The organism is Haematobacter missouriensis, from assembly GCF_000740775.1.
GTDB lineage: Bacteria > Pseudomonadota > Alphaproteobacteria > Rhodobacterales > Rhodobacteraceae > Haematobacter > Haematobacter missouriensis.
In genome coordinates, this window is sequence record NZ_JFGS01000001.1 from 377,611 (window position 1) to 402,732 (window position 25,122).

Annotated in this window: 22 protein-coding genes; 14 read left to right on the forward strand and 8 right to left on the reverse strand. The window is 65.2% G+C overall.

Annotated features, from left to right (window positions below; genetic code table 11):
* The first annotated feature begins 20 nt into the window (after positions 1 to 20).
* Genes sufC through CG51_RS01845 form a run of 5 tightly spaced genes read left to right on the forward strand, consistent with a single transcriptional unit; the run spans position 21 to position 4,373 of the window.
* Positions 21 to 776 carry a Fe-S cluster assembly ATPase SufC gene (gene sufC, locus CG51_RS01825; RefSeq protein WP_035741084.1) on the forward strand — a complete coding sequence of 252 codons (756 nt, stop codon included), beginning with the start codon at positions 21 to 23 and terminating at the stop codon, positions 774 to 776.
* Positions 776 to 2,062, forward strand: a complete 1,287-nt coding sequence (locus CG51_RS01830) for a SufB/SufD family protein (RefSeq protein ID WP_035741085.1) — start codon at positions 776 to 778, stop codon at positions 2,060 to 2,062. Before sufC ends, CG51_RS01830 begins: the two co-directional genes overlap by 1 nt.
* A 6-nt stretch (positions 2,063 to 2,068) precedes the next feature.
* On the forward strand, positions 2,069 to 2,566 hold the full coding sequence (locus tag CG51_RS01835; RefSeq protein ID WP_035741086.1) for a YIP1 family protein: 498 nt from the start codon (positions 2,069 to 2,071) through the stop codon (positions 2,564 to 2,566).
* A 6-nt stretch (positions 2,567 to 2,572) separates the two neighbouring features.
* Positions 2,573 to 3,151, forward strand: a complete 579-nt coding sequence (locus CG51_RS01840; protein WP_051929972.1) for a YIP1 family protein — start codon at positions 2,573 to 2,575, stop codon at positions 3,149 to 3,151.
* A gap of 1 nt (position 3,152) precedes the next feature.
* Positions 3,153 to 4,373, forward strand: coding sequence for a cysteine desulfurase (locus tag CG51_RS01845; RefSeq protein WP_035741087.1), 1,221 nt, complete (start codon positions 3,153 to 3,155; stop codon positions 4,371 to 4,373).
* A 9-nt stretch (positions 4,374 to 4,382) separates the two neighbouring features.
* Here CG51_RS01845 and CG51_RS01850 read toward each other — a convergent pair whose 3' ends face one another.
* Positions 4,383 to 5,675: a malonyl-CoA decarboxylase domain-containing protein gene (locus CG51_RS01850; protein ID WP_035741088.1), complete on the reverse strand. Its 1,293-nt coding sequence runs from the start codon at positions 5,673 to 5,675 to the stop codon at positions 4,383 to 4,385.
* A gap of 108 nt (positions 5,676 to 5,783) precedes the next feature.
* Between CG51_RS01850 and CG51_RS01855 the strand changes: the two genes are divergently transcribed.
* The 5 genes from CG51_RS01855 to CG51_RS20900 all read left to right on the forward strand — a co-directional run bounded on the left by CG51_RS01855 (position 5,784) and on the right by CG51_RS20900 (position 12,801).
* Positions 5,784 to 7,238, forward strand: a complete 1,455-nt coding sequence (locus CG51_RS01855) for a cobyric acid synthase (protein WP_035741090.1) — start codon at positions 5,784 to 5,786, stop codon at positions 7,236 to 7,238.
* Complete coding sequence (locus CG51_RS01860) at positions 7,235 to 8,005, forward strand: squalene/phytoene synthase family protein (RefSeq protein WP_035741091.1); 771 nt, start codon at positions 7,235 to 7,237, stop codon at positions 8,003 to 8,005. The genes CG51_RS01855 and CG51_RS01860 overlap by 4 nt, the downstream gene beginning before the upstream one ends.
* An 80-nt stretch (positions 8,006 to 8,085) precedes the next feature.
* The gene (gene ligA / locus CG51_RS01865; RefSeq protein ID WP_035741093.1) at positions 8,086 to 10,338 is read left to right on the forward strand and encodes an NAD-dependent DNA ligase LigA; all 2,253 of its coding nucleotides are present in this window, start codon (positions 8,086 to 8,088) and stop codon (positions 10,336 to 10,338) included.
* Positions 10,338 to 12,425 carry an ATP-dependent DNA helicase RecG gene (gene recG / locus CG51_RS01870; protein WP_035741095.1) on the forward strand — a complete coding sequence of 696 codons (2,088 nt, stop codon included), beginning with the start codon at positions 10,338 to 10,340 and terminating at the stop codon, positions 12,423 to 12,425. Before ligA ends, recG begins: the two co-directional genes overlap by 1 nt.
* A 253-nt stretch (positions 12,426 to 12,678) precedes the next feature.
* Positions 12,679 to 12,801 carry a hypothetical protein gene (locus tag CG51_RS20900; protein WP_088233434.1) on the forward strand — a complete coding sequence of 41 codons (123 nt, stop codon included), beginning with the start codon at positions 12,679 to 12,681 and terminating at the stop codon, positions 12,799 to 12,801.
* Positions 12,802 to 12,893: 92 nt separating this feature from the next.
* Here the strand turns inward: CG51_RS20900 and CG51_RS01875 are convergent, their stop codons facing one another.
* The gene (locus tag CG51_RS01875; RefSeq protein ID WP_233141339.1) at positions 12,894 to 13,331 is read right to left on the reverse strand and encodes an iron-sulfur cluster assembly scaffold protein; all 438 of its coding nucleotides are present in this window, start codon (positions 13,329 to 13,331) and stop codon (positions 12,894 to 12,896) included.
* A gap of 63 nt (positions 13,332 to 13,394) precedes the next feature.
* Here CG51_RS01875 and hisI point away from each other — a divergent pair, with 63 nt between their 5' ends.
* Complete coding sequence (gene hisI, locus CG51_RS01880) at positions 13,395 to 13,754, forward strand: phosphoribosyl-AMP cyclohydrolase (RefSeq protein ID WP_084694980.1); 360 nt, start codon at positions 13,395 to 13,397, stop codon at positions 13,752 to 13,754.
* Between the two features lie 3 nt (positions 13,755 to 13,757).
* Here the strand turns inward: hisI and gluQRS are convergent, their stop codons facing one another.
* From gluQRS to CG51_RS01910, 6 genes are all read right to left on the reverse strand, one after another.
* On the reverse strand, positions 13,758 to 14,681 hold the full coding sequence (gene gluQRS, locus CG51_RS01885; RefSeq protein WP_084694981.1) for a tRNA glutamyl-Q(34) synthetase GluQRS: 924 nt from the start codon (positions 14,679 to 14,681) through the stop codon (positions 13,758 to 13,760).
* Complete coding sequence (gene trmFO / locus CG51_RS01890; protein WP_035741102.1) at positions 14,662 to 16,032, reverse strand: methylenetetrahydrofolate--tRNA-(uracil(54)-C(5))-methyltransferase (FADH(2)-oxidizing) TrmFO; 1,371 nt, start codon at positions 16,030 to 16,032, stop codon at positions 14,662 to 14,664. Before trmFO ends, gluQRS begins: the two co-directional genes overlap by 20 nt.
* A 365-nt stretch (positions 16,033 to 16,397) precedes the next feature.
* Complete coding sequence (gyrA, locus tag CG51_RS01895) at positions 16,398 to 19,121, reverse strand: DNA gyrase subunit A (protein WP_035741105.1); 2,724 nt, start codon at positions 19,119 to 19,121, stop codon at positions 16,398 to 16,400.
* A gap of 83 nt (positions 19,122 to 19,204) precedes the next feature.
* Positions 19,205 to 19,693 carry a CinA family protein gene (locus CG51_RS01900; protein ID WP_035741107.1) on the reverse strand — a complete coding sequence of 163 codons (489 nt, stop codon included), beginning with the start codon at positions 19,691 to 19,693 and terminating at the stop codon, positions 19,205 to 19,207.
* The gene (locus tag CG51_RS01905; RefSeq protein WP_035741109.1) at positions 19,690 to 20,190 is read right to left on the reverse strand and encodes a phosphatidylglycerophosphatase A family protein; all 501 of its coding nucleotides are present in this window, start codon (positions 20,188 to 20,190) and stop codon (positions 19,690 to 19,692) included. The genes CG51_RS01900 and CG51_RS01905 overlap by 4 nt, the downstream gene beginning before the upstream one ends.
* Positions 20,187 to 21,389: a bifunctional 2-C-methyl-D-erythritol 4-phosphate cytidylyltransferase/2-C-methyl-D-erythritol 2,4-cyclodiphosphate synthase gene (locus tag CG51_RS01910; RefSeq protein ID WP_233141340.1), complete on the reverse strand. Its 1,203-nt coding sequence runs from the start codon at positions 21,387 to 21,389 to the stop codon at positions 20,187 to 20,189. Before CG51_RS01910 ends, CG51_RS01905 begins: the two co-directional genes overlap by 4 nt.
* Before the next feature lie 197 nt (positions 21,390 to 21,586).
* Here CG51_RS01910 and dusB point away from each other — a divergent pair, with 197 nt between their 5' ends.
* From dusB to CG51_RS01925, 3 genes are read left to right on the forward strand one after another with little or no spacing between them, the layout of a single operon-like run.
* Entirely contained in the window at positions 21,587 to 22,576 is a 990-nt protein-coding gene (gene dusB / locus CG51_RS01915) for a tRNA dihydrouridine synthase DusB (RefSeq protein ID WP_035741112.1), read from the forward strand.
* The gene (locus tag CG51_RS01920; protein ID WP_088239110.1) at positions 22,573 to 23,673 is read left to right on the forward strand and encodes a two-component system sensor histidine kinase NtrB; all 1,101 of its coding nucleotides are present in this window, start codon (positions 22,573 to 22,575) and stop codon (positions 23,671 to 23,673) included. The genes dusB and CG51_RS01920 overlap by 4 nt, the downstream gene beginning before the upstream one ends.
* A gap of 3 nt (positions 23,674 to 23,676) precedes the next feature.
* A complete protein-coding gene (locus tag CG51_RS01925; RefSeq protein ID WP_035741114.1) occupies positions 23,677 to 25,041 on the forward strand; it encodes a sigma-54-dependent Fis family transcriptional regulator in 1,365 nt (454 codons plus the stop codon).
* Positions 25,042 to 25,122 lie beyond the last annotated feature (81 nt).

The following is a 25,122-nucleotide window of genomic DNA, read 5'->3' on the forward strand; positions in this document are numbered from 1 at the left end:
GCCTAGGCGTCGGAATAAACATGTTGAATATCAAAAATCTGCACGTCAAACTTGAAGAAGAGGATAAACAAATCCTCAAGGGCGTCGATCTGACGGTCGAAGCTGGCAAGGTGCATGCGATCATGGGGCCGAACGGCTCGGGCAAATCGACGCTCTCCTATGTTCTCTCGGGTCGCGACGGCTACGAGGTCACCGAGGGTTCCGCGACGCTGGATGGCGAGGAGCTCTTGGAGATGGACCCGGAGGAGCGTGCTGCTGCTGGCCTGTTCCTTGCCTTCCAGTATCCGGTGGAAATTCCGGGCGTTGGCAACATGACCTTCCTGCGCACCGCCGTGAACGCGCAGCGCAAGGCGCGGGGTGAGGAGGAGATGTCCTCCACCGAGTTCCTGAAGGTCGTGCGGGAAAAGGCCAAGGCGCTGAAGATCGACGCGGACATGCTGAAGCGACCCGTCAACGTGGGCTTCTCCGGCGGGGAGAAGAAGCGGAACGAAATCCTCCAGATGGCCATGCTGGAGCCGCGGATGTGCATTCTGGACGAGACGGACTCCGGTCTCGACGTCGATGCGATGAAACTGGTGGCCGACGGGGTGAATGCGCTCCGCTCGCCGGATCGTTCCTTCCTTGTGATCACGCACTACCAGCGCCTGCTGGACCATATCAAACCCGATGTGGTGCATATCATGGCAAATGGCCGGATCGTTAAAACCGGCGGGCCGGAACTGGCGCTGGAGGTTGAGAACAACGGTTATGCCGATATCCTGGGGGAGACGGCCTGATGGCAATCCCGCAAGCAAAGATCGACGTTACGGAGGCGCGGCTTTCCGCGCTGACCGTCCCGGAAGGGAGCGGCTGGGGAGAGCGTGCGCGCGCCAAGGCGCTCCAGCGTCTGCGCGACATGGGCCTGCCCACCCGCCGCGACGAATACTGGAAGTATACCGATCCTGCAGCTCTGACGCAGCCAGTAGCGCCTGCCGCCGCCCTTAACTCCCCCGCGGATGAGGCTTTTGCCAATATTGACCGCGTTAAGATCGTCTTTACGGACGGTCGCTTCGACAGTGCGGCGTCGGACGACCTCGATCTCGCCGGGATCGAGGTGGAGCAGCTCGCCGATGCATTGGCGCATGACATCCACTGGGGGCGTGAGATTTACGGTGTGCTGGAGGCAGCGGGACAAGTCCCGGTGCAGCGCTCGCTTGCGACTCTGAATACGGCCTATGCCGAAGCAGGTGTCATGATCCGCGTCAAGGGCGTGGTAGCCAAGCCTGTTCATCTGGTTTATCGTTCTGGATCAAGTAATAAGGATGCTATTCTCCATCATTGCGTAAAGTTGGAGGAGGGTTCCGATCTTACTCTGCTGGAGAGCGGCACCGCAGCGGGACGTCTGAACAGTGTGCTGGAAGTCGATGTCGCCGACGGCGCGCGCTTTCACCACATTCGCATTCAGGGCCGCGATCACGAACGGCGGGTGAACACTCATGTCTTTGCCCGTATCGGCGAGGCGAGCCTGTTCAAGAGCTTCACGCTTGCTATGAACGGCGTGCTGACGCGCAATGAGGTGGTGATGGATATCGTGGGGCATAGCGCGAATGCGCATGTCGCCGGTGCCTGCGTGGGCGACGGCACGAATTTCCACCATGATGACACGGTGTTCATCACCCATGCCGGAGTGGGCTGCGAAAGCCGCCAGGTGTTCAAAAAGGTGCTCCGCAACGGCGCAACCGGCGTTTTCCAGGGCAAGATCCTTGTCAAGCAGAGCGCGCAGAAAACGGATGGCTATCAGATCAGCCAGTCGCTTCTGCTCGACGGCGACAGCCAGTTCCTGACCAAGCCTGAGCTTGAGATCTATGCTGACGATGTGAAATGCTCCCACGGTTCCACCTCCGGCGCCATCGATGAAGAGGCGCTGTTCTACCTGCGCTCCCGCGGGGTGGATCTGCACACGGCGCAGACGTTGCTCGTGCTCTCCTTCCTCGCCGATGCTGTGGCGGAGATCGAGGATGAGGGTATTGCGGGCGATATCCTGACCCGGCTTGAGGGCTGGCTCGTCCGTCACCGGCACTGAAGCGACATGGCGATCACGACCGAGATCCTGCGCAGCTATCGCACGCCGGGGGCGGTCGTGCGCCGTCGCTTGTCGGATGGGGTAAGAGAGGACAGGGCGCTCGCGGTGCTGATGGCGGCCTGTCTGGTTATCTTCGTGGCTCAATGGCCCCGGCTTGCACGCGAAGCACACCTTGATCCGGCCATCCCGCTTGATGCGCGGCTGGGGGGTGCGCTGCTCGGCTGGCTGTTTCTGGCGCCGTTGTTCTTTTATCTGCTGGCGGGCCTGTCTCATCTTGTCGCACGGCTTCTGGGCGGACGGGGCAGCTATCATGCCGCACGTGTGGCGCTTTTCTGGTCTTTACTCGCATCGGCGCCGCTTTTCCTGCTCAACGGGCTGGTCGCCGGTCTGGTCGGCCCGTCCCCTGCGGCGACGGTCTCGGGCATAGTGGTGCTTGCGGTCTTTCTGACGATCTGGTTTCTCTCGCTTGCCGAAGCGGAGCGGCCGCAGCCGGCGATGCCGTGAGGACATATGGCCATCTTCAGTCTCCGTGAGCTGATCCTGACACCGCGCGCTGCCTTGCGCCATATTCTGGATCTCAACCTGCCGATGTCAGCACGCTGGCAGGTTTTCCTGATCGTGGCGGTGGCGAGCGCGCTTTTCTCCCACCTGTTCCTGTGGCTCGTCGGAGGCACGGCCTTGATGGGCGCGAGCCTCAGCCCGATTCTGACCGGCGCGATCCAAGCGCTGCTTTTGCTGATCGTCGTGGGAGCGGTGCAGCTTTTCGGGCGCGCGTTCGGGGGAACGGCACGGTTTGCCGATACGCTGCTTGGCGTCTCCGTTCTGCAGGGGGTGATGGTCCTTGCGCAATGCGCGCAGCTTCTCCTTTATTTCGCCCTTCCTGTTCTGGGTGAGGTCGCAGGTTTCGCCGCGGTTATCCTGTTCTTCTGGCTACTGACCAACTTCGTCACGGAGTTACATGGCTTCCGCAGCCGGATGCGGGTGTTTCTGGGGGTGATCTTTGCCGTGTTCTGCGTGGCTTCTGTTCTTGCGCTGCTGTTTGGCAGCCTTGCCACAATGCCGCCCGGGCTGACCCCGGCTGGAGGCTGACATGTATGATGTCGAAAAAATTCGCCGCGACTTTCCTATCCTCTCTCGCGAGGTGAACGGTAAACCGCTGGTCTATCTGGATAACGGTGCCTCTGCGCAGAAGCCGCAGGTGGTTATCGATGCCATAACCCGCACCTATTCCCACGAATATGCTAATGTTCATCGGGGTTTGCACTATCTGTCGAACCTGGCCACCGACCATTACGAAGCGGTACGGGGCAAGATTGCCCGCTTTCTGAACGCTCCGTCGGAGGAAGAGATCGTCTTTACCTCCGGCACGACGGAGGGGATAAACCTCGTCTCCTACGCTTGGGCCGCGCCGCGGCTGGAAGCCGGCGATGAGATCGTCCTGACGGTCATGGAGCACCATGCCAATATCGTTCCCTGGCACTTCCTGCGGGAGCGTCAGGGGGTGGTGCTGAAATGGATTGCGCCCGAGGCAGACGGCACGCTGGACCCGCAGAAGGTTATCGCGGCGATCGGTTCGCGCACGCGTCTGGTCGCGGTGACGCAGATGTCCAATGTCCTGGGGACACGTGTGGATGTCGCTGCCATCTGTTCTGCCGCGCGTGCCAAGGGCGTGCCGGTGCTCGTTGATGGATCACAGGCGGCCGTTCACGGGCCGGTGGACGTTGCTGCGATAGATTGCGACTTCTACGCAATAACGGGTCATAAGCTATACGGACCAAGTGGTTCTGGTGCAATCTTCATGCGCCGCGAGAGGATGGCCGAGATGCGGCCCTTCCTTGGCGGTGGGGATATGATCCGTACCGTCACGCAGGATGCCGTGACCTATGCCGATCCACCAATGAGGTTCGAAGCCGGAACGCCCGGTATCGTCCAGCAGATCGGTTTGGGTGTGGCGCTCGATTATCTGATGGACCTCGGCATGGAGAATGTCGCGGCGCATGAGCGGGACCTGCGCGATTATGCGCGTCTGCGGCTCTCCGGCCTTAATTGGTTGCAGGTACAGGGGGACGCGCCGGACAAAGGAGCAATCTTCTCCTTCACGCTTTCCGGCGGCGCTCATCCTCATGATATCTCCACCGTACTGGACAAGAAGGGTGTCGCGGTCAGGGCCGGCCATCATTGCGCTCAGCCGCTGATGTCCCATCTCGGGCTGACGGCGACCTGCCGCGCCTCCTTCGGACTTTACAACACGGAGGCGGAGGTCGATGCGCTGGTGGAAGCACTGGAGCTGTGCCACGAGTTGTTCGGCTGACAGAGCCGTTCACCGGCGGGACTTGGCTCTCGGCTTGAGCAGGGCGCGCATCGCCTTGGATGCAACGACGACGCGGCGAGAGGCGAAACTCTCGTGGTTCTCCTCCACCGTGTCCCGTTCGTAGAGATAGTTGACCATCACCCCGCAGGACTGGGCGAGACCATTCCGCGCCGTATCTGCCAGCGCATGCACATCATGCACCAATGCTCCGTTGCCCAGGTGGAACCGGGCAACCGGGTCGAGAGGCAACCCGTCAGCCCGCCGTGCTTCCAGAAGATAGACTGCGGCGAAATGTCGAAGATCGTCGTTCGCCTCTGCCAGAGCGGCGAGGTCTCCAGCCTCCGCCGCCTTCAGTGCCGCGGCGGCCTCCGGCCTGTCGCGCAGCCAGCGGGCAAGGCCGGGAATCGGAGAAAGAGTAACGAAATTCTGAAGATGGGGCAGTTCGTGGCTCAACTCCTCCACCACCTGCTTGATGAGCGAGTTGCCGAAGGAAATCCCGCGCAGGCCCTGCTGACAGTTGGAGATGGAATAGAAGACGGCGGTGTTGGCCTGTGCCGGATCCATCGGCGCGCGGTCGGCGGAAAGAAGCGCCTGGATGGAGCCGGGGATCCCCTCCGCCAGCGCCACTTCAACGAAAATCAGTGGTTCCTCCGGCATCGCGGGATGGAAGAAGGCGAAGCAGCGCCGATCGGGCGGCTCCAGCCTGCGGCGGAGGTCGCCCCAGCCGTGGATCGCATGAACAGCCTCATAATCGATGATCTTTTCCAGCACATTCGCGGGGCTGCGCCAGTTGATCGGGCGGAGGACGAGAAATCCGCGGTTGAACCATGTCTCGAACAGCTTCACGAAGTCCAGGTCGGCGCGGGCGATCTCGGGCGCGGCGGATGTCAGGGTCAGCAGGTCGAGCCGCATCTTCACCAGCGCGTTCGTGGCGTCGGGGGCCTGATTGATCCTGCGGAGCAACTCCCGTCGCTGGGGCTCCGCGGCATGGGTGACAGCAGCGAGCGTGGCAGGCGTCGGCTCGCGGCCGTAAGCCGTGACCGCCTGCGCCAGCACCGTCGTGTCCAGATCCATATCCTCCGTCAGCCAACGGAAGAAGTCGAGCCGCTCTGCCTCCGTCATGATGCGGTAGCGAGCGAGCACTTCCTTGGCCAGCCTTACCCCGGAGACCTCCCCCCGGCTCGACATCAGCGCGCCGCAAAGCTCCCGGATCGGGCGGCGCACGATGCGCGCATCGGCGCTTTGTGTACGGTCGAGCAGGGTGGACAACAGCCCTGAGAGAAATTCGGTCGGCTGGAACATGGCGCCTCCGCGATCTGGAGGAAAAGATAGCGCGAGCCGCATCGTTTTCCCTAGTTCCTTTTGCGGCCGGCCTCGCCTTCCGCTGCGGTATTGCGTAGAGAACGAGGCATGACGCGCGCCGTGATGATCCAGGGGACCGGTTCCAATGTGGGGAAGTCTCTTCTCGTGGCAGGGCTATGCCGCGCGGCGCTTCGGCGTGGGCTTTCAGTCGCGCCCTTCAAGCCGCAGAACATGTCCAATAATGCGGCCGTGACACGCGATGGCGGCGAAATCGGTCGCGCGCAGGCTCTACAGGCGCTGGCGGCCGGACGGGAGCCTGTCTCCGACATGAATCCGGTTCTCCTGAAGCCCGAGACGGATCGCCGTGCGCAGGTTGTGGTGCAGGGGCAGGCGCGCACCACGCTCCCCGCTTCCGGCTACGGAGCCATGAAGGGGACGCTGCTGCCCGCCGTCCTTGACAGTTTTCAGCGCCTTTCGCGTGACGCCGATCTGATCGTCGTGGAGGGGGCAGGCAGTCCTGCCGAGGTAAACCTCCGGGCGCGAGATATCGCGAATATGGGCTTTGCCCGTGCGGCTGGCGTTCCGGTCATCCTCGCGGGGGACATTGACCGGGGGGGCGTCATCGCCCAGCTGGTCGGCACTGCGGAAATTCTCGAGCCTGCCGACCGCGCAATGATTCGGGGCTTTCTGGTAAATCGTTTCCGCGGTGATCCGCGGCTGTTCGACGATGGGTATTCCTTGGTGGCGGAACGGACGGGCTGGCAGGGCTATGGCGTTCTGCCCTGGTTCGCCGGTGCCACGAGATTACCCGCCGAGGACAGTCTTGACCTTGCCGCCGGTGGTCTTCAGGGCACATTCCGCATCGTCTGTCCCGCACTCTCGCGTATCGCGAATTTCGACGATCTCGATCCGCTGAAGCTTGAGCCGTCTATCCGTCTCGACATCGTGCCGCCCGGGCGCGCCTTGCCGGGGGATGCCGATCTCGTGCTGCTGCCGGGAACCAAGTCGACGCGCGGTGACCTTGCCTTCCTGCGCGCGCAAGGTTGGGACATCGACATCCACGCCCATGTGCGACGGGGCGGCGCGGTGCTGGGGATTTGCGGGGGATATCAGATGCTGGGCAGGCAGGTCGCCGATCCGGACGGTATCGATGGCGAGCCGGGTGTATCGGAGGGGCTTGGTCTTCTGGATGTGAAGACGGTGATGGCCCCCGAGAAGCGGCTTGCCCGGATGGAGGCACAGGATGACCTGACCGGGGAGCGTCTCTCCGGTTATGAGATCCACGCAGGCCGGACGGAGGGGCCGGATCGCATGCGGCCCTTCGTGCGGCCCGGCGGGCGGGACGAGGGCGCACGCTCCACGGATGGGCGGATCGCCGGCACCTATCTCCACGGTCTGTTCGCCGCCGACGGGTTCCGTCGCGCGTGGCTTGCCCAGCGAGGGCTGACCAGCGGACTGAGTTACGGAGAAGAGGTGGAGCGCGTGTTGAACGATCTCGCCGATCACATGGAGGCACATCTCGACGTGGAGGGTATCCTCGGCGTGGCGGAGTCGGTGGCATGAGCCTCGACGCCTGTGCGAGACTGGTAGAGAAGGGCGACCCGGACAGGTTTCTGGCCACCATGTCGGCCAGCCCGGAGGCGCGCGACAGGCTCTGGCCGCTCTATGCCTACAACTTGGAGATCGCCCGTGCTCCCTGGGCCAGCCGGGAGCCGATGATTGCGGAGATGCGCCTGCAATGGTGGGTCGATACACTGGACGCCATCGCTGCGGGCAAGACCCATCACGCGCATGAGGTCGCAGGCCCGCTCTCAACGCTCATTCAGGAGTGCGGACTGGACACGGGTGCGCTCCGTGCCATGGCGGAAGCGCGGTTCTGGGATGTCTGGCAGGAGCCTTTCGCCGATACCCCTGCGCTCGTCGCCTATCTCGATGCCACCTCCGGCAATCTCATGATGGAGGCTGCGAGAGCTTTGGGCGCCGATGCGGCGAGCGAGCCGGCGATCCGTGATCTGGCGCTGGCCTCGGGGATCGCGTCCTGGCTTCGGGCGGTGCCGGTGCTCGTGGCGCGGGGGCGGTATCCGCTTCCTGCCGACAGCGAGCCCGCGGACCTTGCCCGGCGCGGCATGGAGGCTCTAACCCGCGCGCGTCAGGGGCGTGCGACTGTGCCCCGTGTCGCCGCACCCGCAATGCTCGCGGCGTGGCAGGCGGGCCCGACGCTCCGGGCGGCGCTCCATGCACCGGAAAGGGTCTGGACGGGGCTGCCCTTGCCAGCAGAATTCACCCGCCGCGGCGCGTTGGTGCTGCGCAGCATGACCGGCCTCTGGTGATGCTGGACGCGCCATGCCCTGCGCCCTATTCAGGGTCAACCTGACAGGGGCGGCCCGGCCCGATCGTGACGGATACTTACATGCCCGATTTCAAACCCGTCGAGACGCTGACCCCCGGAGAGGCCGCGCAGGAGCTGGCCTCGCTGTCGGATGCGCTGGCCCGCGCAAACCGTGCCTACCATACGGAGGACGCCCCCGAGATCAGCGATGCCGAATACGACGCGCTGAAGCGGCGCAACGCGGATATCGAGGAGCATTTCCCCGACCTCAAGCGGCCCGACAGCCCCTCCGAACAGGTCGGCGGTGCGCTGGCGGAGGGTTTCTCCAAGGTCCGTCACGAAATCCGCATGCTGTCGCTTGAAAATGCCTTTTCCGACAGCGAGTTGCGCGATTTCGACGACCGGGTGCGGCGTTATCTCGGCCTTACCGCCAACGCGCCGCTGCTTTACACGGCGGAGCCGAAGATCGACGGGCTGTCGCTGTCGCTCCGCTATGAGAACGGTATTCTCGTTCAGGCCGCGACGCGCGGCGACGGCGCGGTGGGCGAGAATGTCACCCAGAACGCGATGACGGTCGCAGATATTCCCCGCACATTGACCGGTGCGCCGGAGGTGCTGGAGATTCGGGGTGAGGTCTATATGAGCCACGCCGATTTCGCCGCGCTGAACGAGCGGCAGGCGGCGGCGGGGGATCGTGTCTTTGCCAACCCGCGCAACGCGGCCGCGGGATCGCTCCGCCAGCTTGATGCGACGATCACACGCTCCCGACCACTTCGGTTCTTTGCCTATGCCTGGGGCGTGGTGAGCGAGCCCCTGGCCGCCACTCAGTTCGACGCCATCGCCCGCATCGCGGCGCTTGGATTTCAGACCAACCCTCTCACCCGCCTGTGCAACGGGCCGCAGGAGATGCTGGCCACTTACCAGGAAATAGAGGAAAACCGGGCGCAGCTCGGGTATGACATCGACGGGGTGGTCTACAAGGTCAACGATCTGGACTACCAGCGTCGCCTTGGTTTCCGGTCCACCACACCCCGGTGGGCGCTTGCACACAAGTTCCCGGCGGAGCTTGCCTGGACGGTTCTGGAAGCCATCGACATCCAGGTGGGACGAACGGGCGCTCTTTCCCCCGTCGCGCGGCTGACGCCGGTGACGGTGGGCGGCGTCGTCGTCTCCAATGCCACGCTGCACAACGAGGATTACATCGCCGGGCTGGATTCCGCCGGGAACCCCATCCGGGACGGCAAGGACATCCGCATCGGCGATACGGTGCAGGTCTATCGCGCGGGCGACGTGATCCCCAAGGTGGCGGACGTGGATCTTGCGCGCCGCCCAGAGGGCACGGAACCCTATCATTTCCCCGAAACCTGCCCGCAATGCGGAAGCCCCGCCATCCGCGAGCCGGGGGATTCGGTGCGCCGCTGCACGGGCGGGCTGATCTGCCCCGCGCAGGCGACGGAAAAGTTGAAGCACTTCGTCAGCCGAGGCGCCTTCGACATTGAGGGGCTGGGCGTCAAGCAGATCGAGATGTTCTTTGCTGACGACATGTTGCCGGTGAAGACCCCTGCCGACATCTTCACACTCGAGGCGCGTGACAAGGCGCAGATCGCCAAGCTTGCGAACCGCGACGGCTTCGGCAAGCGCAGCGCGGAGAAGCTGTTCGCCGCCATCGATGAAAGGCGGGTGATCCCGTTCGAGCGGTTTCTGTTCTCCCTGGGCATCCGGCATCTGGGGGAGGTGGCGGCAAAGGACCTTGCCCACCACTATCACGGCTGGCCGGCGCTGCGCGCCGCGATAGATGCTGCGCAGCCTGCCGCCATCGCAAACATCGCATCCGATGAGGCCGAAGCGGAGGAGCGGGCCGCCGCCGCGCAGGCGGGGCGTCGCGCCGAGATCTCGCGGGCCCGTGCGGCCGCGCGGGAGAATGTCCCCCCGGAGGCGGAGGCTGCATGGCAGGAGCTCCTCTCCATCGACGGTGTGGGAACGACACTTGCCACCTCTGTCGTCACGACGCTGGCGGAGGGCGGGCATGAGCGGGCAGCGGTGGACGATCTCGTCGCCCAGCTACGCGAGATCGTGCCCCCCGAAAGCCGCGCCACGGAAAGCCCGGTCGTCGGTCTGACGGTCGTCTTCACCGGCTCGCTGGAGAAGATGACGCGGGCGGAGGCCAAGGCGCGGGCGGAATCGCTGGGTGCCAAGGTCGCCGGTTCCGTCTCTGCCAAAACCGACCTGCTGGTGGCGGGGCCGGGGGCCGGGTCAAAGGCCACGAAGGCCGCGGAGCTCGGGATCCGAGTGATCGACGAGGACGGCTGGCTCGACCTCATCGGCGGGGCGTGATGGCGGATCGTCCGTCCTTCCTGCTGCCGCTCTTCGCCCAGCTCGACACGCTGGAGGGCGTCGGCCCGAAGACGGCGAAGCATTTCACGGGGTTGGAAGTGGAGCGCCCCCGTGACCTGCTGTTCACTCTGCCGCATTCCGTGATCGACAGGCGGCGGCGGGAGACGATCCGAGACGCGCAACTGCCCGGTATCGTCACGACGGAGGTAGAGGTGCTGGGGCACAGCGCGCCTGTCACCCGCGGCCGCCCGCATCGGGTGACGGTGCGAGACGCGGCGGTGGAGTTCCAGCTCGTCTTCTTTCACGCCAAGGGCGATTATCTCCAGCGGCAGTTGCCGGTCGGCGCGCGCCGCATCGTGTCGGGCCGGGTCGAGCTGTTCGACGGCATGGCCCAGATGGTCCACCCCGACCACATCCTGATGCAGGAGGAGGCGCAGCGCCTGCCGGAGTTCGAGCCGGTCTATCCGCTGACGGCGGGGTTGGGGCAGCGGACCGTCTTCCGCGCGGCGGAAGGTGCGCTCGCCCGGGCGCCCGATCTGCCGGAATGGATCGACCCCGCGCTCTGTGCCCGCGAAGGCTGGCCCTCCTGGCGGGAAGCGCTGAGCGCGGCCCACGCCCCGGACGGGCCGGATGCCGTTTCGCCCAACCATCCCGCGCGGCGGCGGCTCGCCTATGACGAATTCTTCGCGCATCAGTTGACGCTAGCCCTGTCCCGTGCCCGTGCGCGGCGTCAACGGGGGCGGGCGACGACCGGAAGCGGCGTTCTGCAAGGACGCGTTCTTTCCGCCCTGCCGTATCAACCCACGGGGGCGCAGAGACGGGCGGTGGCGGAGATCGCTGCCGACATGGCGCTTCCGCAACGGATGAGCCGGCTGCTGCAGGGTGATGTCGGCTCCGGCAAGACGCTGGTGGCGTTCCTCGCCCTCACCATCGCGGTGGAGGCGGGCGGGCAGGGCGTTCTGATGGCGCCGACGGAGATCCTCGCGCGCCAGCATCTCGAAAGCCTTCGCCCGCTGGCGGAAAGCGCGGGAATATCAATGGAGTTGCTGACCGGTCGCGACAAGGGGGCTGAGCGCGCCGCCAAGCTCGCCGGCCTCGCCTCCGGTAAGACGCGGATTCTCGTCGGTACCCATGCGGTCTTTCAGCAGGATGTGGCTTTCCATGATCTGCGGCTCGCGGTCGTGGATGAGCAGCATCGCTTCGGCGTCGCGCAGCGGATGGAGCTGGGGGCCAAGGGTCAGGCGGTCGATGTGCTGGTGATGACGGCCACGCCGATCCCTCGGAGCCTCGCGCTCGCGCAATACGGTGACATGGATCTTTCGGTGCTGGACGAAAAGCCACCGGGCCGGACACCCGTCCGCACCGCGCTGGTGTCCGCCGCGCGGCGGGAGGAAGTCATCGCGCATCTGGGCCGTGCGCTCCATGAGGGAAGGCAGGCCTACTGGGTCTGCCCGCTGGTGGAGGAAAGCGAGACATCCGACCTTACCGCCGCGACGGAGCGGTTCAGGGAACTGCGCGGCCTGTTCGGGGACCACGTGGCGCTGGTTCATGGCCAGCTTCCCCCGGCGGAGAAGGACGCCGCGATGGCCCGCTTTGCCGGGGGGGAAGCGCGGATCCTTGTCGCAACTACGGTGATCGAGGTCGGTGTGAACGTCCCCAACGCGTCGATCATGGTGATCGAACGGGCGGAGACATTCGGCCTCGCGCAGCTTCATCAGCTTCGCGGCAGGGTGGGCCGCGGGGCCGCTGTTTCCACATGCCTGTTGCTTTACCAGCCGCCGCTGGGAGAGACGGCGGAGCGGCGACTGAAGCTGCTCCGTGATACGGAGGACGGCTTTCGCATCGCCGAGGAGGATCTGGCGATCCGTGGTGCGGGCGATGTCATCGGAACGGCGCAATCCGGCCTGCCGAAGTTCCGCATTGCCGATCTGGAGCGGCAGGGTGCGTTGATGGCTCTGGCTCAATCAGATTCGCGCGCGCTCCTCACGATGGATCCCGAACTGACCTCGGCGCGGGGAGAGGCCGCGCGTCTGCTGCTGTGGCTGATGGAGAAAGACCGCTCCATCCGTCTGGGGCGCATCGGTTAACAGGCTATTGAAACAGGTTCCAGGTCCGCACGAGAGCGGAGCTGGGGCGCAATCTTGGAAATCCGCACATTTCGGGACAGGCAGGGCCGATTTGTCAGCGCGCAGCGTCTCTTTACAGGACATCGCAGGATATTCAGGGCTTTTCTGCAGCATGTCGGAGGACGAATCCCACAGGATGACAGAATGTTCCTAAAAAGTTCTTTACAGATCACGAAGAATAGGGAACAAATAGGGAACAAAACGGAGGTTCAAGATGCTGACCCAACTGAAGTCCGTCGTTTCCCGTCACGCCGATACGCTGGTGGAAGATATGCTGGGCATGACGGCGATCACGCTGCTGTTCGTGGTCCTGCTTCACCTTCCGATCCTGCTCTGAGTCTGCCTGCCGCCTGCGGCCCTGTCCCTCCGCAGACGTGCCACTGGCGCCGCCATCCGCAGGGATGTGCGGCGTCTTTTTCGTCTTCGGGATCAGGTTTTCGCGGCGATTTCCTCAAGCGCTGCGACGGTCGCGTCGAGCGACAGCAGGATGGAGGCATGGCGATTGGGAAAGTCACGCGCCGCCATCAGCGCCTCCAGCCCGTCAAAGGGCGCCGCCGGGATCGGCCCGCCGGCGGCAAGCATCGCGCGAAGTTCATCGCGGGCGCGGCGGACCTCGGGTTCGGACCGCCCGAGGATGACCTGACCCACCACGGATGCCGCAGCCTGACCCAGCGCACAGGCCCGGACGTCCTGCCGGAACTCCCCGATTCTGCCGTCCTTTGTCGTCACATCGACCGTCACCTGCGAGCCGCAGAGCGGGGAGCGGCGCATGACGCTTGCGTCCGGGGCAGGAAGCCGTCCGGTGAGCGGAATGTCGGCAGCCAGTGCCAGCAGCCGCGCGGAGTAGAGCTTGACGAGATCGTCCACGGGTTTCCTCTTTCGCTTCCACCTCATATATGCGGCGCGATGCCCGATGAACAGGAGCCTGTCATGTTCAACCCCTCGACCCTTCGCTACGACGACCGCGGTCTCATCCCCGCTGTGGCGCAGGACCATCGCACGGGCGAGGTGCTGATGGTCGCCTGGATGACGCAGGCTGCGGTGGAGCGGACGCTGGAAACGGGGGAGGTGACCTACTGGTCGCGTTCCCGGCAGGAGTTGTGGATCAAGGGCGCGACGTCCGGCCACGTGCAGAAGCTGGTCGATTTCCGTTTCGACTGCGACAGGGATTGCGTGCTCGTGCTCATCGAACAGACGGGACCGGCCTGCCACACCAACCGGCGGAGCTGCTTCTACACGGCTGTCCGGGGGAAGGAGGAGGTGGAGCTGATGCAGCCCGAAGAGGGCTGAGCTTCACTTTTCCAGCATCGCCCGGATGTCGTCCGGCGTGGCACCCGCTGCCCGATAATGGCGGATTGCGCGGTCATCGTCCCGCTTGGCGAGCCGTTTGCCGTTTTCATCGCGGATGAGGCGGTGATGGTGGTAGTCGGGCGTGGGCAGGGCGAGCAGCAGCTGCAGCAGGCGGTGAATGAAGGTCGCCTCGAACAGGTCCTCTCCGCGGACGACCTCGGTGATCTGCTGAAACGCATCGTCCACCACGACGGCGAGGTGATAGGCCACGCCGATATCCCCCCGCGCCAGAACGATGTCACCGATGTTTCGCAGCATCGTCTCGGCGTCCAGCAGATGCAGGCCGGGATGCTCCGGTCCGGTCTCCAGAAAGCCGGTGCCGGGCGGGATCAGCTTCACGGCCCGCTGCATGTCGAGGCGGATGGCGTCTCCCGGCCCCGCCTCGGCGATCGTGCGCTCGCGGCAGGTGCCGGGATAGACAGGACCGTCCGGCCCGATCAGCGGCATACCTTCCTGCGGGGCGGACAGGGCCGCGCGGATGTCGGCCCGCGTGCAGCGGCAGGGATAGAGAAGATCCATCTCCGCCAGCCGGGCGAGAGCGGCGTCATAGGCGTCGCGACGGTCCGATTGACGGAGCGCCGGTTCCGGCCAGGAAAGATCCAGCCAGTGCAGGTCTTCCTTCAGGGCCGTTTCGTAGTCGGGGCGGGAACGGGCGGTGTCTATATCCTCGATCCTGAGCAGGAACTGCCCCGGGGTCGCGCGGGCACTGGCCGTCAGGGCGGAGAAGGCATGCCCGAGGTGGAGCAGCCCCGTGGGCGAGGGCGCGAACCGGGTGCGGCGTGTCGGGGGGAGCGCACTCCCCCCGATCCCCCCGGCCCGAGGGGCAGCGCCCCCCGGAACCCCCCGATCAGACAGCGGTTCCTGCATGGGCGGGTGCGGAAGTGATATCCGGAAGCCAGTGCGAGAAGGCCTCCTTCGCCCGGTCGGTATAGGCCTTGTAACGGTCCTTGCGCCCACGCCGGCCACCCTTTGCATCGATGGGCGGGAACAGGCCGAAGTTCACGTTCATGGGCTGGAAGGTCGCGGCCTCCGCATCGCCGGTGATATGGGCGATGAGCGCGCCCATCGCGGTTTCCCGCGGTGGCGGGGGCAGGTCGCGGCCCAGGATCTCCGCCGCGGCAAGCCGTCCTGCGACCAGACCCATGGCGGCGGATTCCACATAGCCCTCCACCCCGGTCACCTGACCCGCAAAGCGGATATTCGGCCGCGAGCGCAGACACATCCGCGGATCGAGCAGGGTGGGTGAGTTCAGGAAGGTATTGCGGTGAATGCCGCCCAGCCGGGCGAAGCGCGCGTCCTGAAGGCCGGGGATCAGGCGAAGCACCTCCGTCTGGGCGGCGTATTTCATCTTCGTCTGGAAGCCCACGATATTGTAGAGCGTGCCAAGCGCATTGTCCCGGCGGAGCTGCACCACGGCATAGGGCTTCACGGCGGGATCATGAGCGTTGGTCAGGCCCACGGGTTTCATCGGGCCGAAGCGGAGCGTCTCACGTCCGCGTTCTGCCATCACTTCGATGGGCAGACAGCCGTCGAAATATTTCGCTGTCTCACCCTCACGGAACTCCGTCTTGTCGGCGGCGAGCAGGGCGTCGATGAAGGTCTCATACTGCTGCCGCGTCATGGGGCAGTTGATATAGGCGGTCCGCTCTTCCTCCGTCTCTCCCTTATCGTAGCGGGACTGGCGCCATGCCACGTCCATGTCGATCGTCTCGGCATAGATGATGGGGGCGATGGCGTCGAAGAAGGCAAGCGCGTCTGCCCTCGTCTCCGCCCGGATGGCCTCGGCCAGCGCGCCGGAAGTGAGCGGGCCAGTCGCTATGATCCAGTGGCCGTCCCGCGGCAGCTCGGTGATCTCTCCCGCAACCGTTTCGATCAGCGGATGGGCGCGGAGCCGTGCCGTCACATCGGCGGAAAAGGCATCTCTGTCCACCGCCAGCGCGCCGCCCGCAGGCAGGGAGTGCCGGTCGGCGGTGGTCATGACGAGCCCGCCCGCCGCCCGCATCTCCCAGTGCAGCAGGCCCACGGCGTTCTGCTCGTCGTCATCCGAGCGGAACGAGTTGGAACAGACCATCTCGGCGAAGTCGCCGGTGCGATGGGCGAAGGTGCCCACCTGGGGGCGCATCTCGTGCAGGACGACGGGCACCCCGGCCTGGGCCGCCTGCCAGGCGGCTTCCGATCCGGCCATGCCGCCGCCGATGATATGGAGCTTTTCGGTCATGCGCCGCACTTAATCCCGTAAAGCGCATTTGGGAAGGGCCAGACAGCGGCAGGACCGGCGCGCGCCGGTCGTGTCGGGAAATGATTTCTACCGGCCGGGCAGTTTCGCGGCGCTGAAGCGACAGTATCCGCATGTTGTGACCTGTGGAGAGCAGGTCACTCCCTATCCCAAGCGCCGGGCAGACTTTTCGGGGGGAGCCGCGAAGGATCAGGTCCGGCGTCCCGCGCGAAACGACCCGGGGTGCGCAAAGCTCAATGCGGTTGATATATTTCGGCCCGGTTCCGTCGGGATCCGACCGCTTTCTTCACCCCCTAGGTGCTGCCGCCTTCGAATGAAAAGGGCCGGCGTTTCGCCAGCCCCTTTGCTCATTCCTCGCTGTCTTCCGCCTGTTCGGCGATCCGGGCGACGGAGACGACCTGTTCATCCCCACCCGTATCGAAGATGCGCACACCCCCCGCGCTGCGGGAACGGAAGGAAATGCCATCGACCGGGCAGCGGATCGACTGGCCGGTGGAGGTGGCCAGCATGATCTGATCCTCCATCGCGACGGGGAAGGAAGCGACGAGCCGCCCTCCGCGCATGCCCTTGTCCATCGCCATGACACCCTGGCCGCCCCTTCCGCGAACCGGATAGTCATGGGAGGAGGAGAGCTTGCCCGTCCCGGAGGTCGTGACCGTCAGGATCAGATCCTCGATGGCGGACATCTCCGCATAGCGCTCGGTGGAGAGCTGCCCTCCCTCCACGGCGTCCTCATCCTCGTCGGCCTCCACCTCCTCCGTCGCACCCGCGACGAGGCGGCGCTGCTTGAGGTAGGCAGTGCGCTCCTCCGGCGTTGCCTCGAAATGCCGGATGACGGACATGGAGACGACCTCATCCTCCTCCGCGAGACGGATGCCGCGCACACCGGTGGAATCGCGGCCCTTGAACACGCGCACGTCCGTCGTCGGGAAGCGGATCGCCCGGCCGAGCGCGGTGACGAGCATCATGTCGTCCTGCTCGTTGGCGATGCGGACACCCACGAGGCTGACCCCATCGGGCAGCTTCATCGCGATCTTGCCGTTGGACTTCACGTTGGTGAAATCGGAAAGGGCGTTGCGCCGCACGTCACCGTCCGAGGTGGCGAAGACGATCTGCAGCATATCCCATTCCACCTCCGGCTCGTCGATGGCCATGATCGCGGCGATGGAGACACCGGCCCCGATCGGCAGGATGTTGACAATGGCCTTGCCGCGGGCATTGCGGCCCGCCAGCGGCAGGCGCCATGTCTTGAGCTTGTAGACCATTCCGTCGGTGGTGAAGAACAGCAGCTGCGTATGGGTGTTGGCGACGAAGAGCGTCGTCACCACATCGTCCTCCTTGGTGGACATGGAGGACAGACCCTTGCCGCCCCGCCGCTGGGAGCGGAACTCCGCCAGCGGGGTGCGCTTGATGTAGCCGCCGGAGGTCACGGTCACGACCATGTCCTCCCGTTCGATCAGATCCTCGTCCTCCATGTCGCCGGACCAGTCGGCGATCTCCGTCCGGCGGGGAACGGCGAAGGCATCGCGCACCTCGCGCAGTTCGGTGGAGATGATGGACATTATCCGCTCCCGCGAGCGCAGGATGTCGAGATAGTCGCGGATCTTCGCGGCCAGCTCCTGCAGCTCGTCGGTGATCTCCTTCACCCCCATCGCGGTGAGGCGCTGCAGGCGGAGGTCCAGGATCGCGCGAGCCTGGAGCTCCGACAGGTTGTAGGTTCCGTCGTCGTTGATCGTATGGCTCGGATCGTCGATCAGGCGGATGTATTCGGCGATGTCCATGGCGGGCCAGCGGCGCGACATCAGCCGCTCCCGCGCCTCTGCCGGATCGGCGGAGGACCGGATCGTGGCCACCACCTCATCGACGTTGGAGACGGCAACAGCCAAGCCGCAGAGCAGGTGGCTCCGCTCCCGCGCCTTGCGGAGTTCAAAGGCCGTGCGCCGTGCGACGACCTCCTCCCGGAAGGAGAGGAAGGCGGTCAGGAAGTCGCGCAGCGCCAGCTGCTCCGGCCGCCCGCCGTTCAGCGCGAGCATGTTGCACCCGAAGGACACCTGCATCGGCGTGAAACGGAAGAGCTGGTTCAGCACCACCTCAGGCGTCGCGTCACGTTTCAGTTCGACGACGACGCGCACACCGATGCGGTCGCTTTCGTCCTGCACGTGGGCGATGCCCTCGATGCGCTTCTCGCGCGCCATCTCAGCGATCCGCTCGATCATCGTGGCTTTGTTGACCTGATAGGGGATCTCGTCCACCACGATGGCGTAGCGGTCCTTGCGGATTTCCTCCACCCGCGTCTTGGCCCGGATGATGACCGATCCGCGGCCCTCCAGATAGGCCTTGCGCGCGCCGGACCGCCCGAGGATCACGCCGCCTGTCGGAAAGTCGGGGGCGGGGATGTATTCCATCAGCCGTTCGGTGGAGAGGTCGGGTTCCTCTATCAGTGCCAGCGTCGCGTCGATCACTTCGCCAAGGTTGTGCGGCGGAATGTTGGTCGCCATGCCGACCGCGATACCGCCCGCGCCGTTGACCAGCATGTTCGGGAAGCGCGCCGGCAGCACCACCGGCTCCCGGTCCTTGCCGTCGTAGTTGTCCTGAAAGTCCACCGTCTCCTTGTCGATATCGGCAAGGAGGAAGGCGGCCGGCTTGTCCATCCTGACTTCGGTATAGCGCATGGCGGCGGCAGAATCCCCGTCCATGGAGCCGAAGTTGCCCTGACCGTCCAGCAGCGGCAGGGACATGGAGAAGGGCTGCGCAAGACGGACGAGCGCGTCATAGATCGCGCTGTCGCCGTGAGGGTGGTATTTCCCCATCACGTCGCCCACCGGGCGGGCGGACTTGCGGTAGGGTTTGTCGTGGGTGTTGCCGGTCTCGTGCATCGCGTAGAGGATCCGCCGGTGCACGGGCTTCAGCCCGTCGCGCAGATCGGGGATCGCGCGCGCGACGATCACGCTCATCGCATAGTCGAGGTAGGAGGATTTCATCTCCTCCGCGATGGAGACGGTCGGCCCGGCGTAGGATGGGCGGTCGGGGCCGTTTTCCTCATCCTCGGGCAATTCAGGGGTATCGTTCACGGTCTTCCGATCTCTTTCTGGCAAGCCGCGCGCAGCGCCCCGCGACTATAATCCGGGGAGGGGGCAGGCGCAATGCAAGGGGGTCAACGAAGCGCGGCGATCAGCAGGGAAAGCGCGTGTTCCACGGTCGCGCGCCGCACGTTGGAACGCCCGATCGCGCCGAATTCCACGGTTTGCGTCCGCGTGGCTCCATCGCCCGCCAGCCCGAAGCAGACCCGGCCCTCCGGCTTGTGCTCACTTCCGCCCGGTCCCGCGATGCCGGTGACGGAGACGGCGAGGGTGGCGTTGGAACGGGCGAGCGCGCCCTCCGCCATTTCCGCCGCAATTTCCTCCGACACCGCCCCGTGCGTGGCGAGCGTTTCCGGGCGGATCCCCAGCATCTCCATCTTGGCGGCGTTGGAATAGGTGATGAAGCCGCGGTCGAAGATATCGGAGGAGCCGGGCACTTCGGTGATGGCCCCGCCGATCAACCCGCCGGTGCAGCTTTCCGCCGTGGCCACGATCGCCCCCCGCGCGCGCGCGGCTGCCAGAAGTTCGGCGGCAGCTCCGGGGATGGCGCCGGCAGCGCTCATCGCATCAGGACTCCGTGCGCCAGCGCGGCGAGGACCATCACCAGGATGCCCGCGAAAATCCCGGCGAGCAGGTCGTCCAGCAGCACACCCCATGCGTCTCCTCGCCGGTCCGCGCGCCCGATAAGCCACGGTTTCCAGATATCGAACAGCCGGAATGCAAGGAACGCTCCGAGCCAACCGGGATAGGGGAAGCGCCAGTTGTCGAGCCCCATCATCCAGAACCCGAAGGAGGGGGCGAGCAGGGCCAGCCATTGCCCCGCCACCTCGTCGATCACGATCTCGGAGGGATCACCGCCGCCCATCTCCGGCAAGGCGGCACTGATCGACCACCATGCCACCGCGATGACGGCGAGGGTGGCCAGCAGCAGAAGCGGGAAGCTGCCTAATCCGTGGATCAGCACCCCGACCGCGACGGCGGCGAGCGAGGCCCATGTGCCCGGCGCCATGGGAATATATCCCAGCCCGAACCCGGTGGCGACGAGGCGTGCCGCGCTCATGCCTTCACCAGCGTTGCCGTGGCGAGTGCCGCGATCCCTTCGCCCCGCCCGGTGAAACCCAGCCGTTCCGACGTGGTTGCCTTGATGCTGACCCGCTCCGCCTCCAATCCCATGATCCGGGCCATCTCCGCCTGCATCCGCGGGGCATGGGGGCCGATCTTCGGCGCTTCGCAGACGATGGTCACGTCCGTATGGGTCAGCGCGAATCCCCGGTCCCGCGCCAGAGCGGCGGCATGAGCCAGAAAGATCTCCGAGGCCGCGCCCTTCCACTGCGGATCGGATGGCGGGAAGTGGCGGCCGATATCGCCCTCCGCCAGCGCGCCGTAGATCGCATCCGTCACCGCATGCATCGCCACATCGGCATCGGAGTGGCCCTCCAGCGCCTGATCGAAGGGAATGCGGATACCGCAGAGGACCACGCCGTCGCCGTCGCGGAAGCGGTGGACATCGTAGCCGTTGCCGGTTCGGATGTCAGGAAAGGGTGCGGGATGTGTCACGCCTGCTGTCTCCCTCTGCGCCAGAAGGCGCGCGGCACGGGCGAAGTCGCCCGGATGGGTGATCTTGATATTGTCCTCATCGCCTTCGACGATCATCACGTCAAGACCCGCGGCCCGCGCCACCTCCACATCATCGGCGGCGCCGCCCGGATGACGGTCGTGGGCGGCACGGATCGCGGCGAAGTCGAAGGCCTGAGGGGTCTGCGCCCGGTAAAGGCCTGCCCGCGGAATAGCCTCCGCCACCCGGCCCTCCACCCCGCGCCAGAGCGCATCCGTGACGGCTAGCCCCGGAGCGGCAGCGCGCGCGCCGCTTTCCAGAGCAGAAATCAGCCGGAAGACGAGAGCGGGGGCAACCAGCGGTCGCGCGCCGTCATGGATCAGCACGTGGCGCGGCGGACGCTCCGCCAGCAGCGCCAGCCCGGCCCGGACCGAGGCATCTCGGCTTTCACCGCCCGCCGTCATGGTTACCCCATCGCGCAGGAGGGTCTTGACCAACCCGATGTCATCGCGGTGAACGACCAGTACGATCCGCAAAATTCCCGCCCGCCGGAACGCTTCCACCGTATGCGAAAGCACGGGGCGACCGTCGAGAACTTGCCACTGCTTCGGTATCTCACCGCCTGCGCGCGTGCCGCGACCCGCTGCCACGATCAATGCCGCGACATTTTCCGCAGCGCCTGTTGCAGCCACATTTGCCAGCACGTTACGCCTCCATTCACTCCGCTTTGCTTACGGTGAAGGCCGTCGGGTGGCAACGGCGCGGCGTGATCGGGCAGTTAGATTAAAATTTGTGCATAATTCCTCATTCATCATGTCGCTCCGCCAAGTCGCGGCGGGGTGCGATTGCAAAGCGGGAAGGCGCGCTATACCTGCAAGCTTGACGCACAAGGATTAGGCAGTTGACGATTCAGGTAGCGACTCTGACGCTCCACCCTCCGGTCTTTCTGGCACCGCTCGCCGGGATCACCGACCTGCCGTTCCGCCGAATCGTGCAGGGGTTCGGCGCGGGGCTGGTGGTATCCGAAATGGTGGCTTCGCAGGAGGTCGTGCAGGCCAAGCCCTCCGCTCGGGCAAGAGCGCGGGCGGAACTTGGGATCGGTGACGGCGTGACTTCCGTACAGCTTGCCGGGCGGGATGCCTACTGGATGGCAGAGGCCGCGCGCTATGTGGAAGATTGCGGCGCCGCGATCATTGACATCAACATGGGCTGTCCGGCGAAGCGGGTCGTGAACGGCTGGTCGGGATCCGCGCTCATGCGCGACCCGGATCATGCACTCAGGCTGATCGAAGCGGTGGTCGGCGCGGTGCAGGTGCCGGTGACGCTGAAAACCCGCCTCGGATGGGATGATGCATTGCTGAATGCACCCGACATCGCGCGGCGTGCGGAAGCCGCAGGCATCCGCATGATCACCATTCACGGCCGGACGCGATGCCAGTTCTACAAGGGACAGGCGGACTGGGCCGCCATCCGCCGCGTGAAAGAGGCCGTTTCGATCCCCGTGATCGCGAATGGCGATATCGTGGATACGGCGACCGCTGCCCAGGCGCTTAAACTGTCGGGGGCGGATGGCGTGATGGTCGGGCGAGGCGCGCAGGGGCGGCCCTGGCGACTGGCGCAAATCGCCGCCACGCGGTTCGGCACGGCGGCGCCGGTAGTCCCGCACGGGCCGGCGCTGGCCGATCTGGTTGCGGAGCATCATGCCGCCATGCTGTCGTTCTACGGCACTGAACTGGGGCTGGGTGTCGCGCGGAAGCATCTGGGCTGGTATCTGGACGAGGCCGGCGCCCCTACCGCTCTCCGCCGCGAAATCCTGACGGCGGAGGATGCGCCGCGCATTCCCGCGCTGTTGCGACTCGCCTTTGCGGAGCAGGGCAGGCAGGCCGCATGATAGCTGAATCATCCCCGCCCGCCGGTCTTTGGGCAGCGCTGCCCATTCCGGGTCTGGTCATCGATAAGGATGACCGCATCTTCGACATGAATCCTGCGGCGGAGGAGTTTTTGAATCTCTCCGCGCGCAACAGCCGCGGACAGCCGCTGTTCGACCGCATTTCCATCGACGCGCCCATGGAGGAGGCGTTCCGCCGGGTCAGGGGCGGCGAGGTTGCAATGACATTGAACACCGTCGATGTGGGGACGGGCGAGCGTGCGCCCGTTTCGACCACGCTCTACCTCTCCGCGTTGCCCGAAGTGGGGGCAGATGCCATTCTGCTGCTGCTTTCTCCCCGTGAACTGGCCGACAGGCTAGGTCGCGCGCAATCGGTGAAGTCGGCGGCGAAATCGGCGATCGGGATGTCGGAGATGCTGGCCCATGAGATCAAGAACCCGCTCGCCGGCATCACCGGCGCGGCGCAGCTTCTATCCATGAACCTCTCTCCCGAGGATCAGGAGCTGACCGACCTGATCGTGGAGGAAAGCAAGCGTATCGTGAAGCTCCTGGAGCAGGTGGAGCAGTTCGGCAACCTCCGCCCGCCGGAGCTTCAGCCCGTCAACATCCATGACCTGCTGGACCGCGCGCGGAAATCCGCTCTGGTTGGCTATGCCGCGCACATGGTGATCGAGGAGGATTACGACCCCTCGTTGCCCGACACCTATGCCGATGGCGACCAGCTTCTTCAGGTGTTTCTCAACCTGCTCAAGAACGCGGCCGAAGCTTCCGGCAGACGTGCGGGCAGAATCAGACTGCGCACCTTCTACGACGCTGCGCTGCGGATCCGCCGCGCAGATGGCACGCCCCGCCGCCTGCCCTTGCAGGTGGAGATCATCGACGACGGTCCTGGTCTGCCGCCCGCCATCGCCCAGGACATCTTCGAACCGTTCGTGAGCGGGAAGGAGAACGGCACCGGCCTTGGTCTCGCGCTCGTTTCAAAGATCGTTTCCGATCATGACGGCTGGATCGCCGTCGATTCGGTTCCCGGTCGTACCGTTTTTCGCATCTCGCTTCCCATCGCGCCCCCCGTCGCGCCGAAGCATCCGGAGGATGAATAACCCATGGATGGTACCGTTCTTGTCGCCGATGACGACCGCACGATCCGCACAGTCCTGACGCAGGCGCTGACGCGGGCGGGCTGCAAGGTCCACGCCACATCCTCCCTCATGACGCTGATGCGCTGGGTGGAGGAAGGAAAGGGCGATCTGGTGATCTCCGATGTCATCATGCCCGACGGCAACGGGCTGGAGGCGTTACCCAAGATCTCCAAGGAGCGTCCCGGCCTCCCGGTCATCGTCATCTCCGCCCAGAACACCATCATGACTGCGATCCAGGCGGCGGAGGCGGAGGCCTATGACTATCTGCCGAAGCCCTTCGATCTGCCGGACCTGATGAAGCGCGCGGCCCGGGCGCTGGAGACGAAACGGCGCGCACCTGCCCGCAAGGCGGAGGAGCGGGAGCAGTCCGACGATCTGCCGCTGGTCGGCCGGACGGCGGTGATGCAGGCGCTCTACCGGCTGGTGGCGCGTGTGATGAATACCGATCTTCCGGTGCTCATCACCGGTGAATCGGGCACGGGCAAGTCCCTCATCGCGCGGGCCATCCATGATTTCTCCGACCGGCGGATGCTGCCCTTCGTGGTGGCTGGTGCCGCCGAACTCGGCACGCCGGAAGGGCCGGCCTCGATTCTCGCCCGCGCCCGCGGCGGTTCCATCGTCTTCGACGAGGTATCCGACTATGACGATGAGGCACAGGGGCGGATCGTACGGATGCTGGACGGTCTTGGCGAGAACGCGCCGCGCATCATGGCGACCAGTCAGGCGGACCTGATGCAGCGCATGGAGTCGGGAGCGTTCCGGCAGGATCTCTACTACCGGCTCGGCGGCGTGACGATCAACGTTCCCGCGCTGCGCGAGCGGGTGGACGACATTCCCTTGCTGGCGGAACACTTCCTGAGCCGGGGGGAGCGCGACACCGGCGCGCTGCGCCGTTTCTCTTCCGACGCCATGGAGGTGATTCGCACCTACTCATGGCCGGGTAACGTGCGGCAACTCGAAAACACCATCCGGCGTCTGGTCGTTACCAGCACGGAGGAAGAGATCGCGCGGGGGGAGGTTGATGCCGTGCTGGGCAATCAACCCTCCATGGAGCCGCTTCGTGCGGGGGGAGAAGGCGAACGGCTCTCTGCCTCCGTGGGCAAGCATCTGAAGCGGTATTTCGACCTGCACGGCGGAACACTGCCGCCGCCCGGCCTCTACCAGCGCATTCTGAAGGAAGTGGAAATCCCGCTGATCGAGATCGCACTGGATGCAACCGCCGGAAACCAGGCGAAATGTGCCGATCTGCTGGGCATTAACCGCAATACCTTGCGCAAGAAGATCACCGACCTTGATATTCGCGTGACACGGAGGCGGAAGCTGATGTAAAACGGCAACATAATGTGGCCCGCCGGCTTCACGCCGGGAGAAGGCCACTCATGTTGGCGGATCCGCGAAAGCGGCGAATAC